General features: G+C 38.6%; 18 protein-coding genes. 3 read left to right on the top strand and 15 right to left on the bottom strand.

Translation table 11 applies throughout. The features are described from left to right. Window positions 1-2 precede the first annotated feature (2 nt). The 7 genes from JOC34_RS18465 to JOC34_RS18435 all read right to left on the bottom strand — a co-directional run bounded on the left by JOC34_RS18465 (window position 3) and on the right by JOC34_RS18435 (window position 9,364). Window positions 3-1,313 carry a YycH family regulatory protein gene (locus tag JOC34_RS18465; RefSeq protein ID WP_205138263.1) on the bottom strand — a complete coding sequence of 437 codons (1,311 nt, stop codon included), beginning with the start codon at window positions 1,311-1,313 and terminating at the stop codon, window positions 3-5. Then, window positions 1,310-3,136, bottom strand: coding sequence for a cell wall metabolism sensor histidine kinase WalK (gene walK, locus JOC34_RS18460; RefSeq protein WP_205138262.1), 1,827 nt, complete (start codon window positions 3,134-3,136; stop codon window positions 1,310-1,312). Before walK ends, JOC34_RS18465 begins: the two co-directional genes overlap by 4 nt. 5 nt (window positions 3,137-3,141) lie before the next feature. Continuing rightward, the gene (yycF, locus tag JOC34_RS18455) at window positions 3,142-3,843 is read right to left on the bottom strand and encodes a response regulator YycF (RefSeq protein WP_205138261.1); all 702 of its coding nucleotides are present in this window, start codon (window positions 3,841-3,843) and stop codon (window positions 3,142-3,144) included. A 557-nt stretch (window positions 3,844-4,400) separates the two neighbouring features. Beyond that, on the bottom strand, window positions 4,401-5,762 hold the full coding sequence (gene dnaB, locus JOC34_RS18450; RefSeq protein WP_205138260.1) for a replicative DNA helicase: 1,362 nt from the start codon (window positions 5,760-5,762) through the stop codon (window positions 4,401-4,403). Between the two features lie 199 nt (window positions 5,763-5,961). Beyond that, window positions 5,962-6,408, bottom strand: coding sequence for a 50S ribosomal protein L9 (rplI, locus tag JOC34_RS18445; RefSeq protein WP_205138259.1), 447 nt, complete (start codon window positions 6,406-6,408; stop codon window positions 5,962-5,964). Further along, window positions 6,405-8,381, bottom strand: a complete 1,977-nt coding sequence (locus JOC34_RS18440; protein WP_205138258.1) for a DHH family phosphoesterase — start codon at window positions 8,379-8,381, stop codon at window positions 6,405-6,407. Before JOC34_RS18440 ends, rplI begins: the two co-directional genes overlap by 4 nt. A 38-nt stretch (window positions 8,382-8,419) precedes the next feature. Beyond that, the gene (locus tag JOC34_RS18435) at window positions 8,420-9,364 is read right to left on the bottom strand and encodes a YybS family protein (RefSeq protein ID WP_205138257.1); all 945 of its coding nucleotides are present in this window, start codon (window positions 9,362-9,364) and stop codon (window positions 8,420-8,422) included. Between the two features lie 283 nt (window positions 9,365-9,647). Here JOC34_RS18435 and JOC34_RS18430 point away from each other — a divergent pair, with 283 nt between their 5' ends. Beyond that, window positions 9,648-10,148: a DUF1189 family protein gene (locus JOC34_RS18430; RefSeq protein WP_239544576.1), complete on the top strand. Its 501-nt coding sequence runs from the start codon at window positions 9,648-9,650 to the stop codon at window positions 10,146-10,148. Between the two features lie 17 nt (window positions 10,149-10,165). Continuing rightward, the gene (gene modA / locus JOC34_RS18425; protein WP_205138256.1) at window positions 10,166-10,939 is read left to right on the top strand and encodes a molybdate ABC transporter substrate-binding protein; all 774 of its coding nucleotides are present in this window, start codon (window positions 10,166-10,168) and stop codon (window positions 10,937-10,939) included. A gap of 509 nt (window positions 10,940-11,448) precedes the next feature. Here the strand turns inward: modA and rpsR are convergent. The 7 genes from rpsR to JOC34_RS18390 all read right to left on the bottom strand — a co-directional run bounded on the left by rpsR (window position 11,449) and on the right by JOC34_RS18390 (window position 16,237). Further along, window positions 11,449-11,682 (bottom strand): 30S ribosomal protein S18, encoded by a 234-nt coding sequence (rpsR, locus tag JOC34_RS18420; protein ID WP_205138255.1) that lies wholly within the window; start codon window positions 11,680-11,682, stop codon window positions 11,449-11,451. Window positions 11,683-11,750: 68 nt separating this feature from the next. Then, window positions 11,751-12,245, bottom strand: coding sequence for a single-stranded DNA-binding protein (gene ssb, locus JOC34_RS18415; RefSeq protein ID WP_205138254.1), 495 nt, complete (start codon window positions 12,243-12,245; stop codon window positions 11,751-11,753). An 18-nt stretch (window positions 12,246-12,263) separates the two neighbouring features. Further along, the gene (gene rpsF, locus JOC34_RS18410; RefSeq protein WP_205138253.1) at window positions 12,264-12,551 is read right to left on the bottom strand and encodes a 30S ribosomal protein S6; all 288 of its coding nucleotides are present in this window, start codon (window positions 12,549-12,551) and stop codon (window positions 12,264-12,266) included. Window positions 12,552-12,693: 142 nt separating this feature from the next. Continuing rightward, entirely contained in the window at window positions 12,694-13,794 is a 1,101-nt protein-coding gene (gene ychF / locus JOC34_RS18405; RefSeq protein WP_205138252.1) for a redox-regulated ATPase YchF, read from the bottom strand. A gap of 255 nt (window positions 13,795-14,049) precedes the next feature. Continuing rightward, window positions 14,050-14,247 carry a DUF951 domain-containing protein gene (locus JOC34_RS18400; protein WP_205138251.1) on the bottom strand — a complete coding sequence of 66 codons (198 nt, stop codon included), beginning with the start codon at window positions 14,245-14,247 and terminating at the stop codon, window positions 14,050-14,052. A gap of 40 nt (window positions 14,248-14,287) precedes the next feature. After that, on the bottom strand, window positions 14,288-15,193 hold the full coding sequence (locus JOC34_RS18395; protein ID WP_205138250.1) for a mechanosensitive ion channel family protein: 906 nt from the start codon (window positions 15,191-15,193) through the stop codon (window positions 14,288-14,290). 33 nt (window positions 15,194-15,226) lie between these two features. Then, window positions 15,227-16,237 (bottom strand): YkvI family membrane protein, encoded by a 1,011-nt coding sequence (locus JOC34_RS18390; RefSeq protein ID WP_205138249.1) that lies wholly within the window; start codon window positions 16,235-16,237, stop codon window positions 15,227-15,229. A gap of 88 nt (window positions 16,238-16,325) precedes the next feature. Here JOC34_RS18390 and yyaC point away from each other — a divergent pair, with 88 nt between their 5' ends. Beyond that, window positions 16,326-16,949, top strand: a complete 624-nt coding sequence (gene yyaC, locus JOC34_RS18385; protein WP_205138248.1) for a spore protease YyaC — start codon at window positions 16,326-16,328, stop codon at window positions 16,947-16,949. Window positions 16,950-17,028: 79 nt separating this feature from the next. Here the strand turns inward: yyaC and JOC34_RS18380 are convergent, their stop codons facing one another. Further along, window positions 17,029-17,733, bottom strand: a complete 705-nt coding sequence (locus JOC34_RS18380) for a DUF554 domain-containing protein (protein WP_205138247.1) — start codon at window positions 17,731-17,733, stop codon at window positions 17,029-17,031. Window positions 17,734-17,736 lie beyond the last annotated feature (3 nt).

Genomic DNA, 17,736 nt, shown 5'->3' with positions numbered 1-17,736 from the left:
CCTCAATCTCCCCCTTTTTGTTGTGTTGGATCTTCAAATTTGATCTCAATCCAGCTGCCATTATAGTTCATGTACCATGCCGGTTCAAGTGTTACATATGGGGTATAGCTATCATCGTCCATATAATTAAGTTTATATCCTATTTGAATATCCTGAATGCTTTCCATTTGATAAGTACCGTTGTTTTCCAAATAAGAAACAACTTCCTCGCTGGATGGCAATTCAATTTGATCACTGTTGATGGGATCACTCATTTTAAATAGTGGGCGCTCATATTTTGTCAGGACCTGATCCCGCCATTCCTGCTCAATGAGTGATAAATTAGAGCCGCTGTAAACAGGATAACCATCAGTGTACATCTGATATCGAATCGCGTTTTTACCTGCATTCGCTTTAATATCCAACAGATAATAATCCTCCGTCCAACCTTTATGATCATTGATGCTCTTTACACTGTTCTCTAATAAACTCAGTGGATCCATCTGATCATTTTCCGATGTATAAGGACTAATGAATTCCATGCGCTGATCCCGAAACACCTTCATTTGCCTTTGTGTATCCGTATAATAGGTATCACTACTGCCACCAGATCCACCACTCGGTCTGGTTACAATAGATGGATTTGCAAATAGGGCATTGACAAAATCCTGTGGCTCAATACGATCTAATGTCAACGACCACTTATTTAAATAGATCCTATCCTTAGGAAGATAGATATCTTTATTAAATAACGTATACTCACTCAAGTCTCCCGGAGCGAATACCATTGTCCATAATTGGTCATAGTGATTAGGATCATTAATAACTGCAGTCGCTTGTTGCTTACCATTTTCAGATAAAAATTGGACTTTAAGTGCTGCTTTATCCGAATCAAACGTATAATACATCCGTTGAAACGACCAGGATGGCAATTCGATTTCATCATCATTGAGAGTAAATATCTTGTTCAGCAGTTCCATCGGAATAGCACCGGGGAAAACAACCTCAACCTCATACGTTTTGGCTGCTCGACCATCTGCGGCACTGATATCCAAATTATACATCGTCCAAGACTGCATATCTTTAAAAAACTGTTGTTGCTTCTTCGGATCTGAGAAGCCGTAATAATGGTCTTTCGCATGGAAAATCATTTTACTTGGTGTAATGAGATCCTTTTTCGCTTCTACTTTGCCGCCTATATCCACCTCATTCAACAGCTGTGGATCATTCAGCGTCTCATAATTGGGTTGGTAGCTCCACAAGCCGTAAGTGAGTAAAAGACTTACCCCGATTAAAACAATTAACATAAAGGACTTTGTCGTTTCCAGCTTCATGAAAGATCCCCCTTCCGCTTTTGGTTCATAAGCGGAAGTGTAAAGGAAATTGTCGTTCCTTTACCTTCTTTGCTATTCGCCCAGATTTTTCCGTGATGGGCTTCCACTAACTCTTTGGTTATTGCTAAACCTAAGCCTGTGCCACCAAGATTTCTAGTTCGCGCTTTATCCGCTCTGTAAAAGCGTTCAAATATTTTTTCAAGTTTATCAAAAGCAATGCCTAAGCCCTCATCCTGAACGCTGACTAGGAGCTGGTACCTTTTTGCTTCTACTTTTAATCGAATCTTACCACCCTCAGGAGAATACTTAATCGCATTGGAAATAATATTATCCAGTACCTGTGTCATTTTATCTTTATCAAGCCACACCGTATAATTTCCCTTAGGTATTTCCCGTTGGAAAGTAATATGTTCCGGAATATTCATTTCAAATCGATCAATAATATGATGGAAGAAACTCGTAAACTCTGTTCGTTCCCTTTGAATTAATAGTTCTTTTGAGTCCATTTTTGAAAGCTGCAACAGGTCATTCACCATGCGGATCATGCGCTCTGTTTCATTTTGTGCTACCCCCAAAAACTTAGGGGCAATTTCCTTATCTTCCCATGCACCATCAGTCAATGCTTCAATATAGCTACGCATCGTTGTTAATGGCGTTCTTAACTCATGAGACACATTGGATACAAAGTCACGCCGTTCCTGTTCCACCTTCTCCTGTTCCGTCACATCACTTAGCACGGTTATAAATCCTGTGATATTGTTTTCATCATCTGAAATAGTTGAAAAGTTGGCCTGAATTAAAAAGTCCTGCTCACTATCACTCAAATCAATAATCATGGAGCCATTATCCTGTAATTCAGTAATATCAACCAATTTCTCCTCTAATTGCAACACGTCAAGCAGGAATTTCCCAACGATTTCATCGGGATTATGACCAATTAGCCTTCCAGCCGCTTCGTTCATTAATGTTACGGATCCAGTACTATCTGTTGCAATCACACCGTCTGACATGTTGGACAGGACGGAGCTTAGCTTCCAGCGTTCTTCTTCTATGGTTGCATAGGAATGCTTTAGCCTGCCATTTAGATCATTAAATGTTTCAGCCAATTGACCAATTTCATCTTTCCCGTATACATTAACCTTCTGGGTAAAATCTCCTTTAGCCATGGTCTGCGCCTGTCTTCTCATTTCCATAATTGGCTTTGTTATTGTTCGTGCAACTAAAATGCCAATAAATGCGGAAACTGCAATCGCTAGAATCGAGCCTTTTAAAAAGATATTATTTATATTTTCAAGTTGCTGATAAACACCATTCAATGATGCTTTTAAATAAATAACCCCGACAACAACTTTTTCATCATCAAAGACAGGAACCGCTTTTACTAAAACCCTATTCTGTGTCTCCGGATCCAAGGCAATATCACGTTGTGGTGAATCCAGAAAGAGTGCCTTTTGTACAAGTTCTTCTGTTGTCTTCTTGCCAATATCATCCTGTTTGAGCTCATTTGATCCAAGTACCCGGCTTTGATTGTCAATCACCTGTAATTTGGTTAAATCAGAAACGCCATTTACAATTTCCTGGATTTCCTCTTGAAGTGTTGGCTCGTCCCCATCCTCACTGCGTTCTTTATTAAACGCCTGCTCTAGATTATAGGTCAGCAAATCCACACTTTGGTTTACAGACTCCTCCATATTATCGAGCATTTCCTTTTCCAGTTCTCTGGTAAAAAAGGAACCAATAATCTGCATAGCAAGCAGCAACAAAAGAATATAAATAATAATAAACTTTAATTGAATCGAACGAAAAAAACCAACTTTATTCATGACAACTACTCCTGCTCAGGGTTACGTAAATAATATCCAACACCGCGACGGGTTACAATCCACACTGGATTACTTGGACTCTCCTCAATTTTTTCACGAAGTCTTCTCACCGTTACATCAACGGTACGTACATCACCAAAATAGTCGTAACCCCAGACGGTCTCCAGTAAATGCTCACGTGTCATAACTTGGCCGATATGACGTGCTAAATAATGTAATAGCTCAAATTCACGGTGGGTGAGTTCAATCTGTACACCATCCCTTGAAACAACATAAGCATCAGGATGAATAATAAGACTGCCGATCACAATATCCTTCTTCGCTTTTACCGTATCATCTGGTTCACTTTTGCGGCGCAAATTCGCTTTTACACGCGCGATTAATTCGCGGTTACTAAAAGGCTTTGTTACATAATCATCTGCACCAAGTTCCAGTCCCAGCACTTTATCAATTTCCGTATCCTTTGCCGTAAGCATAATGATCGGCATCGTGTGGGTCTTTCTTACTTCCCGACAAACCTCATTGCCATCTTTGTTCGGCAGCATAATATCCAATAAAATTAAATCCGGGTTTTCACTATCAGCCAGTTCAATCGCTGAATCACCATCATACGTACAAATAACTTCATATCCTTCTTTTTCTAAGTTGAATTTTAATATATCTGCAATTGGCTCTTCGTCGTCTACAACTAAGATCTTTTGACTCATTTACGCCACATCCTTTTTTACTATTAAAAACATGCATTCGCTATATTGGTACGAACGGCAAAATATCACATACTCTGTTTCTATTTTATCGTACTTTGGGTAAAATGTCTTTATTTCCCCTGTTTCTTTATATTTCCTCATTAGAAAAGGCCAAGAAGACCACTTGCTTCCTATGGATCCCCCCATCAAGTAAGATGTTCGCTCCAGGTAGTCGATTTCCGCGACCATCCATGATAATCGAAGGTAACCTTCCTTATCTAAAAAAGACAGCGATTTTTCTCTTGTTTACCTTTTTAATCATGCAAGGATAAATAACTGCCAAGAACCAACTATCATCAGAGTGAAAGAAATATACGTAGACTCCTGTGGGAAAAGCGTAGTGCGAAGACCCCGCAGTAAAAGCGCTTTTCTTTTACGAGGAGGCTGAGCTCAAGCCCACGGAAAGCGTAGTATATTTCTGGAGCGGTAGGTATTAGCGCACCATTCGTTTATACTTTATCTTTCAAAAAAAGCAGCCTTTTCAACAAATGGCTGCCTTTCTATTCATCATCTACTGTTTATGCTGGTGGAATGTCGCTGTCTGAATAGCGGTGATCTAAATCAACAAATTTATTATATTCCTTCACAAACGCCAACTCGACATTACCTACCGGACCATTACGTTGTTTGGAAATAATAATTTCTATGATATTTTGTTTCTCTGATTCAGTATCATAGTAATCATCCCTGTACAAGAATCCTACAATATCTGCATCCTGCTCAATACTTCCGGATTCACGAAGGTCAGACATCATTGGACGCTTGTCTTGGCGTGATTCGACACCACGTGAAAGCTGTGACAAAGCGATCAATGGTACATTTAATTCACGGGCCAGACCTTTTAATGATCTGGAAATTTCCGATACTTCCTGTTGTCGGTTTTCCTTGGAATTAACGCTTCCCTGGATCAATTGCAAGTAATCAATTAAAATCATACCCAACCCATGTTCCTGTTTCAAGCGTCGACACTTTGAGCGGATTTCGCTAACGCGAATACCGGGAGAATCATCAATAAAAATTCCAGCATTGGAAAGACTCCCCATTGCCATTGTTAATTTACCCCAGTCGTCTGCCTGTAGCTGACCATTCCGCAATCTTTGTGCATCAATATTACCTTCCGCACAAAGCATACGGGATACAAGCTGATCTGCACCCATCTCCAAACTAAAAATCGCCACCTTCTCATCGGTGTTCACCGCAACGCTTTGCGCCACATTCAAGGCAAAAGCTGTTTTACCTACCGAAGGACGTGCAGCGATAATGATTAAATCATTGCGCTGAAAGCCGGAGGTCAAACGATCCAAGTCGCGAAACCCGGATGGAATACCTGTTACATCAGCTTCCGCATGGTGTAGTTGCTCAATGTTATCATAGACATCGATAAGTACATCTTTAATCGCTTTAAATGCCCCGGAGTTTTGACGTCCGGAAACTTCCAGTATATTTTTTTCAGCATCATTTAAAACATCTTCCACTTCGTCTTCTTTTTCAAATCCGGATGAAACAATGTCTGTTGCTGTTCGTATTAAGCGACGAAGTAATGCTTTTTCTTCTACAATTTTACTATAATATTCAATATTGGCTGCAGTTGGTACACTTCCAGCAATTTCTGAAAGGTAGGATACACCGCCAACCTCATCAATTTGTTTAGCATTTTTTAAATGGGTTGTTACGGTAACAACATCTATGGGTTCCCCTTTATCCGCAAGCTTCATCATCGCTGCAAAAATACGTTGGTGACCCGCACGATAAAAGTCCTCCGGAACCAATACTTCCGATGCAGTTGAGAAAGCCGCGGGTTCGAGAAATATCGCACCAATAACGGATTGCTCCGCTTCTATGTTATGTGGAGGTGTCCGATCATTCCACGTTTCACTCATTCACTTCTCCCCCTTATTTGAGAGATTTATTTTCTGATTAGAAAGCCTTCGTTACACTTATGTCTTTAAATTTCATCGCTGTTTGGCTGGCAGTAAGACTCCCACTGAATGCAGTTTCGCTTTCTACTTTCTTATCAGCGTAAAAGCAGACCCACCCCGAAAGGGAGCCTGCTTATTCATTCCATTTAAATAATCGGAATTATTTCTCTGATACGTGTACTTTTATTGAGCCAGAAACCTCCGGATGCAGTTTAACCGGAATCGTTGTATAGCCCAGTGCACGAAGTGGTTGATCAAGTTCGATTTTACGTTTATCGATTTTATAGCCATATTCCTTTTGCAGTGTTTCCGCAATTTGTTTGCTTGTAATAGATCCAAACAAACGACCGGCTTCACCAGATTTTGCTTTTATTTCGACTGTTAGATCTGCCAGTGTATCCTTTAGATCCATTGCTTCTTCTTTTTCCTTTTGTTCCAATTGCTCACTTTTTCGTTTTTGTGCTTCCAAAGCTTTCATGTTTCCCGGTGTCGCTTCTTCTGCAATTTTATTTTTTAATAAATAATTACGAGCGTAACCATCAGATACATTTTTCACATCGCCTTTATTGCCTTTACCCTTCACGTCTTTTAAGAAAATTACTTTCATTCTGTTTCGCTCCCCTCATAATACTCATCTATAATATCTTTTAATAAATTCTGCGCGTCTTCAATGGTTGTATCTTCAATTTGAGTGGCCGCATTTGTTAAATGGCCACCGCCATTCATTTTCTCCATAATCACCTGGACATTTACATCTCCAAGTGACCGTGCGCTTATACCTATTCTACCATCTTCACGTTCAGAAATAACGAAAGATGCATTGATTCCATTCATTGACAATAATGTGTCTGCCGCTTGTGCAATTAAAACTTGACCATACGTAATCCCGGTTTCTGCTGCTGATATCGCAATCGAATTTCGGTAAATTTCGGCACGCTCAATTAACTTACTGCGTTTTACATAGAGGTCGATATCTTCCTTCATAAACTGTTGCACCAATACCGTATCTGCACCTTTTGCGCGCAAATAGGATGCCGCATCAAACGTTCTCGATCCTGTTCGTAATGTAAAGCTTTTTGTATCCACGAAAATACCTGATAATAATGCAGTCGCTTCAAGCATTTTCAGTTTTAAACCACCTGGCTGGTATTCCAACAGCTCTGTCACTAATTCCGCTGTAGATGAAGCATATGGCTCCATATAAACGAGTGTTGGATTTTCAACAAAATCCTCACCACGGCGATGGTGATCAATCACAACTTTATATTCCGCCTTATTTAAAATAGATTCACTCGCAACCATGGAAGGTTTATGTGTGTCCACCACGACGACAAGACTTCGATCCGTTATTACTTCTTCTGCTTCTTCCGGCTCCGTAAAGTGCTGCCATAAATTTTCTTCCTCTTTTATCGCCTCTATCAGACGATAAACACCGGTATCCACATCATTAGGGTCGAATACGATATGTCCTTCTACACCATTCGACTTAGCCATATTTAAAATCCCAATTGCAGAACCAATGGCATCCATATCCGGGGATTTATGTCCCATGATAATAACATTATCACTTGCCTTTACAAGGTCTCTTAATGCATGAGAAATAACGCGTGCTCTCACCCGTGTACGTTTTTCCATTGGATTGGTTTTACCTCCATAAAAACGAACCTTGCCATCTTCTTCTTTAATTGCTACCTGATCGCCACCACGCCCAAGTGCTAAATCAAGACTCGATTGTGCTAATTCGCCAAGGGCAGGTAATGCCACATCGCCGAGCCCAACGCCAATACTTAGCGTAACAGGTGTCTTGTGTACGCCATCTAACCCGCGCACCTCATCCAATATATTAAATTTAGCTTCTTCAAGCACCTGCAAAATTTCCTTCGTACCAACAGCCACAAATCTCTCTTGTGATGTACGTTTCAAATAAAGCCCATGCTTACTCGCCCAGTCATTTAATGCCGACGTAACCTGTGAGTTCAACTGACTCTTGTTTGCGTCATCCATGGTTTGCGTAATTTCCTCATAATTATCTAAAAAGATGATAGCTATAACCGTTTGCTCATTATAATATTGCTTTTCTAGTTCCGAGTGTTCCGTTCTGTCAAATATATATAACAAACGCTCTTCCTTTTTTATGACTGTTTGAAACTTCTTCTCCTCATAGTCAAACCAAAATTCCTTTTTGTTTTCCTTTATCATGGGAATCAATTTTTCGGAAAATAGGTTCAGTGAACTGCCAATATTTGTCGTATCGTCATTCCCAAATTGGTTCATATATGAATTGGTCCACTCTACATGATAATCCTCATTATATAAGACGATTCCAAAAGGCATTTCTAGTAGTGCTTCTTCGCCCACCTTTTTCACCCGATGGGAGAGGGTTGATATATATACTTCTGCTTCCTTCAGCAACATTCTTTCCGTTCGTAAACTATAATAAAAAGAAGCCGCCAAAACAATTGTCATCACGAGGCCGAACATCCATTGGAAATACCAGATGGCAGCCAATAAGACAATCGTAACAGCATAAATAATCCATAAATGACTGCTCAGTTTCGACTTCTTCTTAAAATCTAGCATCACATTCAGCTCCTCATTCTTTGGCACGATATCTTACACTATTTCTTTCTAGCTATTTGCTCTCTTAGCCTAAAGCCTATATCAATTATACCTAAGATACGAACCAAATACAGTAAAATCATGGGGAAGATCAATGTTAAAACCACACTAAGGATTGGTATCGCCTTTGACATTTTCTTATGATGTGCATAGAAAAATATAAAAGAAAAGCCTTGAATGGTCATAATTAACCCCGTTAACATTAAAACATTTTCCGACGCTATATAAAAGGTACTCATTGGATCCGAATTAAACAAGGAAACAATTAACGCGAAAAAATATATCCAAACAATTGCCGTTGGAAATCGCAAAGTGCGAAATGGCGGGAAATATAATCTTTTTCTTTCTAATCGATTAAGTACTTTATAACTGATCCACTGACTAACAAAAGCTAAAAAGATAGCAATAGTAGCGATTGCAACCGGCAGTAAGTTCTTTAAAAGATCAATTTGATCATGCATAACTTCCTGTACTTCATCTGCTTGTTCTCCAACACCAAGGTCATTTAAGAGATTGGTACTCATTTCCAGCGATTCTGTTACCATCTCATCCAATTGATCGACCCAATTCACATCGAATGCCACCTGGCTAAATACAAAAACAAATAACAGACCAACGGCAAACCCGAATGCACCCCGTGCCCAAGTCTCATAAGCCGATAACTTTTTATAAATAGATGTTCCAATCATTATACCACCGAATCCCATGAGTACAACAAGTGGAAGGGTAAAAATGGTTGCAAACAGCAGACTTAAAATGACCGCGCCAACAAACATGATGAATGATGCCTTAAAATAATATCGGGAAGCATATATTACAAATGGAATTGGTAATAAAAAAGGGCCAACAATAGATACGATTGGCACAAAAAGGGTAATGAGTAACAACACTACAAATGTAGCGATACACACTGCACCATCCGTAATTTTTTTTGACTGATTCATACTTGCACCTCGTCTAAACACTCATATTTATTAAATATTTATTTTTCATACCATTGTAATATGATAACATGATTTTTATAGAAATGGGTGTCAGAAAATGTTGAAAAAAATATTTCCCGGGCAATAAAGATGTTGAAGTGCGCGGCTTACGTTTTCAAACATCAATCTCTATATGTTTCTTGTCGTTATTTGTTAAAATATCATTACTTTTTCAGGTACATATAAGCTTTTAATTGCATTTTCTACTATAATACAGATATAACCCGAAATTTATTATAGAAGGATGAAAAAAATGATTTTCCTGCAGGCATTTTTACATAGTATCAAATTGCCTAATAAAAAGGCAATGTTCCAGCTTAATCGTATCGGTATGGATATAGCAGTCCTATATATGTTTATTCTTTTATTGTTGGTCTCTGTACCGGCTTTGATTGAGCGCTTAACAGCAACAAGCGGACCGGGAACTGACCTAAATATATTCTTCCGGATTATTTATTTCTTTATATTTTATTATTTACCAATGACAGTGATCGTATTTCTATTGCTTTCCTTGATTGCCTATATTTCGGTCGGCATCGCAAAGCTCATGAAACGTAAATTGCGCTTTGCCATCCTATGGAAAATGAGTGCCTATACAACGACAATACCATTCATTCTATATACAATCATCGCCTTGATCTATCCAGTTAGCGATTCATTTCTATGGTTGTTTTTAATTTATACATTCGTGTTTTTAATTAAAATTATTTCTGTGTATCCCAAGCGGAGAATACGTACACCGTAAGGAGGTTGATTATTGTTATGGAAAAATATTTGCTGCTTGTTTTGTCTCTTTTTATGTTATCTGGATGTTCCGATGATCTTTTCCAGAAATCTAATACCGAGGACGAGCTACACATTTCCGCGGCAATGAGTCTTACGAATGTGATGGACGAATTAGTTGAATCCTATAAAAAGGTTGATCCAGACACTAAAATAACCTTAAACTTTGATAGCTCTGGAAAGCTTGCCCAACAAATTCAGCAAGGCGCACCAACAGATATCTTTCTATCCGCTGACCAGGAATGGATGGACATGCTTGATGAGCAGGAATTAATTGCTTCAGGAACAAGAACAAACTTTGCTACCAATGAACTTGTACTTATCGCCAATAAAAACCATCCATTTACAATTGATTCCCTCAATGAATTACCATCCTTGGCAATCAATCAAATTGCAATCGGAGATCCCGACAGTGTTGCGGCTGGCAGTTACACGAAAGAGGCTTTACAACAAGCAAATATATGGGGAGCACCTTTACTGGATAAATTTATTTATGAAAAAGACGTGCATCAGGTATTAGCGGATGTACAATCCGGAAGCGCAGATGCTGGCTTTGTGTACGCTTCTGATATGTCACATGTAAATAATGTAGATGTGATCCTAGAAGTCGATAATGATTTACACGAAGACATCGTTTACCCTGCAGGTGTGACATCTTATAGTGAATACAATAAACAGGCAAGAGATTTTATTTCGTTTTTAAAAAGCGATCAAGGTGTATCCATTTTGCAATCCTACGGGTTTAACAAATAAGCCTTAGCCCAAGTTTCGGCAAAATATTACAAAGTGCGATATACCTTCGCTACGGAAATATACTACGCTTTCCGCGGGCTCACACTGACTCTTCTGCTTAGAACAGCACGTATCTGAAGGCCCCTTAGTGATAAGTAAATGGACTAATACCACTTTCGGCAAAAAATATTTTTGGTGAGAAAGGTAATTAGCACACTACAAACCCTATTATTATTCTAAAGTAAAACTGGGATGTGATTTTATCATCAATACACATTTATTAATTCGGAACACTACATCGTTGATTGAAACGGAAGGCGGCGACTCCCAGCGGGAACAAAGGTTTTCGGTGGGACGAGTAATCGCAGTCCCAGCACGTGTCTGAAGACCCCTTAGTGTGGGTTTCTCAAGGAGGCTGAAGCCGTGCGCGCGGAAAGCGTCCGCCTGCAGTGGAAATCAACGGTTTTAGCACACTACAAAGTAAAAAAACCTTTAAATCTAGCTGAAAGGCTAAATTTAAAGGTTTTATTTTATTGCTCGGATACGTAAGGCAATAATGCGATAGTACGAGCACGTTTGATTGCTTTTGTAAGTTTACGTTGGTATTTAGCAGATGTTCCAGTTACACGACGCGGAAGAATTTTTCCACGTTCTGAAATGAAACGTCTTAGCAAATCAACGTCTTTATAATCGATATGTGTAATTCCGTTTGCAGTGAAATAACACACTTTACGACGCTTAGCGCGTCCACGACGAGGTGCCATTCATACCCCTCCTTTATTAGTGTATATATGTCCGACAGTTATCATGAAGAAAACTGTAGAACACCTTTTTAAAATGGTAAATCATCATCTGATATATCGATAGGTTCTCCATTATTTTGAAATGGATCTTCCTGATTTTGATTTTGATTCTGGTTTTGGTTTTGGTTTTGATTATTATTTTGAAATTGGTTCTGATTATTGTTTTGCTGGAATCCTGAATTGTTTTGTCCTCCTTGAGAGGCACCTTTTGATTCCAAAAATTGTACACTGTCTGCAACTATTTCCGTTACAAATACAGTTTTACCATCTTGTCCTTCATATGTCCGTGTTTGAACACGTCCATCGACACCAACCAGACTACCTTTTTTCATGTAGTTAGCAAGATTCTCAGCAGGTCTGCGCCAAACGACACAGTTAATAAAATCTGCTTCACGGTTTCCTTGCTGATTCGAAAAAGGTCGGTTAACCGCTAGTGTAAAGTTAGCAACTGCTGTACCATTTGGTGTATAACGTAAATCAGGATCCTTCGTTAACCTGCCAACAAGTACGACACGATTTAACATCAGAACCACCCCTTATTATTAATCATCTTCTCGAATTATCATATGGCGAACAATATCATCTGAGAACTTCGCTAAACGATCAAATTCGTTAATTGCTTGATCATCACTGCTGAAGTTAATCAGTACATAGTATCCATCATGATAGTCATTGATTTCATATGCAAGACGTTTCTTGCCTTTTTCATCAACTTTTGCAATCTCCGCTCCATTATCAGTAAGGATTTTGTTAAAACGCTCAACTAGAGCAGTTTTAGCTTCCTCTTCAATGTCTGGGCGGATGATGTACATGATTTCGTATTTTCTCATCCGTAGCACCTCCTTTTGGTCTTAGCGGCTCCTGATATGTCCAGGAGCAAGGAGTAATCGTAATTTAATTACTCACAATGATATATTATACCAAATCTTTTCCTATAAAACAACTATCTCTTCGAGGGATCCTAATTTTTCGTTATACATTAAAGCGAAAATGAATGACATCGCCATCTTGAACGATGTATTCTTTTCCTTCTAACCTTACCCTGCCTTTTTCGCGTGCTTGAGCCATCGCCCCAGCTTCTGCTAGATCATCATAGGAAACGGTCTCTGCACGAATAAAACCTCGTTCAAAATCGGTATGAATAATACCTGCCGCTTGTGGTGCTTTCATCCCTTCTTGGAATGTCCATGCACGTACTTCCTGTTCACCCGCTGTGAAATAGGTAGCCAATCCCAATAAATCATAAGTAGCTCTAATTAACTGGTCAAGACCAGATTCTGGGATACCAAGTTCTTCCAAGAACATTGCTTTTTCATCTTGGTCCAGCTCGGAAATTTCCTCTTCAATTTTTGCACAAACAACAATTACTTCCGCATTTTCTTTTGCTGCGTAATCACGTACCTTTTGTACATTTTCATTGTTACTCGGATCAGCAATTTCATCTTCGCTTACATTTGCCGCATATAAAATTGGTTTACTCGTCAGTAAGTGAAGCCCTTTGACAATCTTTAATTGATCTTCATTAAATTCAATAGCGCGCGCTGGGATTTCTTCTTCTAATCCTTCCTTTAGTTTTGCCATGACATTAAATTCAGCAACTGCATCTTTGTCCTTCTGTCTTGCTAGCTTTTCTGTTTTGTCATACTTTTTGTTCACTGTTTCTAAATCTGATAAAATTAATTCCAGATTGATAATCTCAATATCATCAATGGGATCAATTTTACCGGAAACATGTGTAACATTTTCATCCTGAAAGCAACGGACGACGTGGCATATCGCATCCACCTGGCGGATATGTGAGAGAAATTGGTTTCCCAGCCCCTCTCCTTTACTTGCACCCTTAACAATACCTGCAATATCTGTAAATTCAAATGCTGTTGGTATTGTCTTTTTGGGCTTTACTAGTTCTGTTAATTTATTCAAACGATCATCCGGAACTTCCACGATACCAACGTTCGGATCAATCGTACAAAACGGATAATTGGCCGATTCTGCCCCAGCCTGTGTGATTGCGTTAAATAATGTAGATTTACCTACATTGGGGAGACCAACAATTCCTGCTGTTAATGCCATTCAACTTCCACTCCTTAAGGATTTCATTCATATGAACTAAGTTGTAATTCCAATTATAGATTGCAAAAATTAAAAATCAAGTTGGCAAAAAACAAAAATAGGTAACCAAAGTACACCTATTTTTGTCTCTTATGCTATCATATTGTTTTTTTAACTTCATTCTTCCTTCTATTTTATCATTTTACAAGGGGGATCGTCCATTTTAATGGATTTCAAATTAAATTTTACATTGCTCCCCCTGAATGAAATTACCCTTTATTCTTCACTTTTTTCCAATACCTTTTTCAGTTTCTTTGTAAACTCTCTGCGTGGAATCATCACACTATGCTCGCAACCTAAACATTTTATCCGAATGTCCATGCCCATACGGATTATTTTCCAGCGATTTTCGCCACAAGGGTGTGGTTTTTTCATTTGTACAACATCATTCAATCCAAATTCTTTTTCTGCCATTTGGTGAACTCCCTTTTTTATATCTCATTATACAGGATTTTTATTGATCCCGCTCGTATCCTCTTTTTAGCAATTGCTGTTTTTCTTCACTGGAATAAACGACAAGGCGTGGTGATGGTATTTCTATACCAGATTTATACAACCGATCCTGCATTACTCTACGAATCATACGTTCACCAGCCCATTGCATCGTTGGCTCTGTTTCTGCAATAATTCGAATCACATAGTGTGATACATTCAATTCCGTTATGCCTTGAATTTCCGGTTTACCGACAAGATAATCATATTCTTGCGGTAATGTAGTGGCTACTTCTTCAATCACGCTTTCGGCTTTTGATACATCACTTTCATACGGGATGTTGATTTCGACAAGTGACAAGCCATTTCGTATTGAATAATTGGTAACTTGGGTAATGTCCCCATTTGGCAATACATTCATTTCTCCCGTAAAACTTAAAACTTTGGTCGTTCTAAGTCCAATTTCTTCTACTGTACCTTCGACACCAGCAACTAATACATAGTCACCTACTGAAAATTGATCTTCAAAAACAATAAAGAATCCTGAAATAATGTCTCGGACAAGATTCTGTGCTCCAAAACCAATTGCTAAACCAGCAACACCTGCACCTGCAAGTAAAGGTCCAATTTCAATATGAACGACCTTTAATATCATAATAAAGGCGATAAAGTATACAACATAGCTAATAACGCTCTGCGTCAACTTTATAAGGGTATTTTCACGTCTTTCGGAAATACGCATCGGTCTTTGTCTCTTTTGGCTATCTTTAAACAGACTATTAATTAGATTCCTACTAATACGCACTACGATCATTGCTAATAGTGCAATAAAAACAATTTGTAGCAACCCACCAGCGATATCCAGCCAAAGGTCTGGACCAGTGATTTTTTCCCATAAAGATGTAAAAAGCTTATTTGTTTCTTCCATAATAAATTCCTCCAGCAACGTTTCGTGTTTTTTCTAATTTTTATTCCATAAAGGGAATAGCAATAAGCGTGTTAGCACATATAAATTCAATATGCCATATATCGGATAAATGTAACTGATCAGTGTTGAAAATCCAAGTGTTGTTAATGGAATCATTGTAACTAAGATGACAACGGCCAGCAAACTTAACGGCTTCCTAAAAAAGTCCTGTATTCTTGTTACAATACCAAGAACTCCAGCAGCGGCAGTTGTAAAGATAGCAATCCATAAAAGTATGGACATAAAGATTAACATACCAAACGGATAATTTTTTAAAATCGCAAACATAGGGATTTCGTATAAAAGCATTTCATCAGCAATTTGAATTAAACTGTTGTTGTATATATAGGATACGACGCCTAAAATAACCCCACTGCTGATAGAAGCAATCCAAATCTCCTGTTTCGACTTAATCTTATTGCCAATTGCCCCGAGAACAGCAATTAATGGTAAAATATTTAATGCCGTAAACGGAAATGCAGCTGTCCAATTCCGTTGCTCGTGCCAATGTGAAAACAGCGCAAGCTTTTGGTCATGCGTAAACTGCAGTAACATAAACAATAACCCGATAATTAATATTGGCAACACATATTGATTTACGGATAAAATACCATTGATACCCTTCATAAATAATAAGATGAGTACGCCAACCATAATACCTATTCCCCACCAATAGGAGAAGTTAAACGCCTGTCCGGTCGCACCACTTCCTGCAATCATGACAACAGTGGTTGTATATAAATATAAAAATATCATGACATCATAGATCCTAGTTAGCTTTGCACCAACAATTTTCCGTAATACCGGCAAATATTGTGTTGACTGATTTTTATAACTCACCTGCATAATAACAATACAAGACATGGTAAAAAATACCGCAAACAACACAATAGCCAGTCCACTTTCATGTCCAAAAAATTGCCATAACTCTCTCCCAGAAGCATATCCAGCCCCAATCGTTGTCCCAATAATTAGAAACATCCACTTCATGCCAGAACGAAACATCGCTTTTCCTCCAATTAGTTGCATTATTGATGTATAGATCGAAGATTTTATCCGTATACTATACCAATATGTTTGTGGAGGATAAGCTATGAATCTTAAACAACGTTTTGCCAAAAATAATGAATCACTTCGCATGCTGCATACCGATCCAATGCTCCATAAGGAAATAAGCGAAAAAATCATCTCATGGCTTCCGCCCTTTCCACGTGAATATATCGTGGTTTTTATCGGAACAGACCGTTCCACCGGAGATGCATTAGGGCCCTTAGCAGGGACTTTTTTTTCTGAGATGAAACCGAAACATGTAGCGATTTATGGCACATTGCATGAGCCGGTACACGCTACGAACCTGAAGGAATATGTAAACCATATTAAAGCCAATCATAAAAGACCGTTCATCATCGCTGTCGATGCTTGTCTGGGAAAAAACACATCCATTGGACAGCTTATTGCCGGAATTGGTCCATTGAAGCCAGGTGCCGCTTTAAACAAGCCCCTACCATCTATCGGTGATATCCATCTGACTGGGGTTGTTAACATCAGTGGATGGATGGAATATTCCATTTTACAAAATACTAGATTGTCCATTGTTTTCGATATGGCACATAAAATAGCTGGTATATTAGAACAAATTGATCAACAATTGAAATATAATTATGCGCTCCCCCCTGTTATCTTACGCAAAGATGAGCCAACGGAGAAAAGTCTTTGACCTTATTTTTCTATCTAATATATAAAAGTAACGGGCGCAAAGATACACCCGTTACTTTTATATATTATCCGATATTTTCCTAAAACAATTGATAAATATAGTAAATAAAGCCTACGGTTAAAATAGATGGTAGTAAATTTCCAATTCTTATATTGACTATTTTTAACATATTTAGTCCAATTGCTAAGATCAGAATTCCTCCAACCGCTGTTATTTCAATAATTAATCCGTTTAAAAATTGCTCTGGCAACCATTGATCAATTTGCGTGGCGAGTAACGCAATAGCTCCCTGATATAAGACAACGGGGATCACAGAGAAAACAACACCAAATCCCAATGTTGTTGTAAAAACAAGCGCAACAAAGCCATCCAAAATACCTTTTGTAATGAGTATTTCGTGATCACCACGAATACCACTGTCAAGTGCACCAATCACGGACATGGCACCAATAACAAAAACCAATGATGCTGTCACAAACCCTTGCGCAACACTAATATCACTGTTTCTTGTAGTAAATTTACTACCAATCCAGGACCCCAATCGATTGAGCCCTGCTTCTAAACCGATAAACTCACCAATAACTGCTCCTGTGAGCAAGCTTAACAATACAACAATAATCACTTCTGTAGAAAAGGCCATTTGAAGACCAATTAAGATTACTACAAGTCCAATTCCATGCATTACTGTTTCTTTATATCTTTCCGGTATGTTTGTAAAAAACAGGCCAAGTAAGCTCCCTATGATAATCAATACGCCGTTTACTAATGTGCCATATAAAACCATTGC

The sequence above is a fragment of the Virgibacillus halotolerans genome (assembly GCF_016908515.1).
Classification (GTDB): domain Bacteria; phylum Bacillota; class Bacilli; order Bacillales; family Amphibacillaceae; genus Virgibacillus_M; species Virgibacillus_M halotolerans.
Note: the sequence above shows the minus strand (reverse complement) of the source record. Positions and strands in the feature narration are given on the sequence as shown.

Excerpts from the sequence above, each read along its gene's own strand:
- JOC34_RS18465 (WP_205138263.1), bottom strand. The coding sequence starts at position 1,313 with ATGAAGCTGGAAACGACAAAGTCCTTTATGTTAATTGTTTTAATCGGG.
- walK (WP_205138262.1), bottom strand. The coding sequence starts at position 3,136 with ATGAATAAAGTTGGTTTTTTTCGTTCGATTCAATTAAAGTTTATTATT.
- yycF (WP_205138261.1), bottom strand. The coding sequence starts at position 3,843 with ATGAGTCAAAAGATCTTAGTTGTAGACGACGAAGAGCCAATTGCAGAT.
- dnaB (WP_205138260.1), bottom strand. The coding sequence starts at position 5,762 with ATGAGTGAAACGTGGAATGATCGGACACCTCCACATAACATAGAAGCG.
- rplI (WP_205138259.1), bottom strand. The coding sequence starts at position 6,408 with ATGAAAGTAATTTTCTTAAAAGACGTGAAGGGTAAAGGCAATAAAGGC.
- JOC34_RS18440 (WP_205138258.1), bottom strand. The coding sequence starts at position 8,381 with ATGCTAGATTTTAAGAAGAAGTCGAAACTGAGCAGTCATTTATGGATT.
- JOC34_RS18435 (WP_205138257.1), bottom strand. The coding sequence starts at position 9,364 with ATGAATCAGTCAAAAAAAATTACGGATGGTGCAGTGTGTATCGCTACA.
- JOC34_RS18430 (WP_239544576.1), top strand. The coding sequence starts at position 9,648 with ATGAAAAAAATGATTTTCCTGCAGGCATTTTTACATAGTATCAAATTG.
- modA (WP_205138256.1), top strand. The coding sequence starts at position 10,166 with ATGGAAAAATATTTGCTGCTTGTTTTGTCTCTTTTTATGTTATCTGGA.
- rpsR (WP_205138255.1), bottom strand. The coding sequence starts at position 11,682 with ATGGCACCTCGTCGTGGACGCGCTAAGCGTCGTAAAGTGTGTTATTTC.
- ssb (WP_205138254.1), bottom strand. The coding sequence starts at position 12,245 with ATGTTAAATCGTGTCGTACTTGTTGGCAGGTTAACGAAGGATCCTGAT.
- rpsF (WP_205138253.1), bottom strand. The coding sequence starts at position 12,551 with ATGAGAAAATACGAAATCATGTACATCATCCGCCCAGACATTGAAGAG.
- ychF (WP_205138252.1), bottom strand. The coding sequence starts at position 13,794 with ATGGCATTAACAGCAGGAATTGTTGGTCTCCCCAATGTAGGTAAATCT.
- JOC34_RS18400 (WP_205138251.1), bottom strand. The coding sequence starts at position 14,247 with ATGGCAGAAAAAGAATTTGGATTGAATGATGTTGTACAAATGAAAAAA.
- JOC34_RS18395 (WP_205138250.1), bottom strand. The coding sequence starts at position 15,193 with ATGGAAGAAACAAATAAGCTTTTTACATCTTTATGGGAAAAAATCACT.
- JOC34_RS18390 (WP_205138249.1), bottom strand. The coding sequence starts at position 16,237 with ATGTTTCGTTCTGGCATGAAGTGGATGTTTCTAATTATTGGGACAACG.
- yyaC (WP_205138248.1), top strand. The coding sequence starts at position 16,326 with ATGAATCTTAAACAACGTTTTGCCAAAAATAATGAATCACTTCGCATG.
- JOC34_RS18380 (WP_205138247.1), bottom strand. The coding sequence starts at position 17,733 with ATGGTTTTATATGGCACATTAGTAAACGGCGTATTGATTATCATAGGG.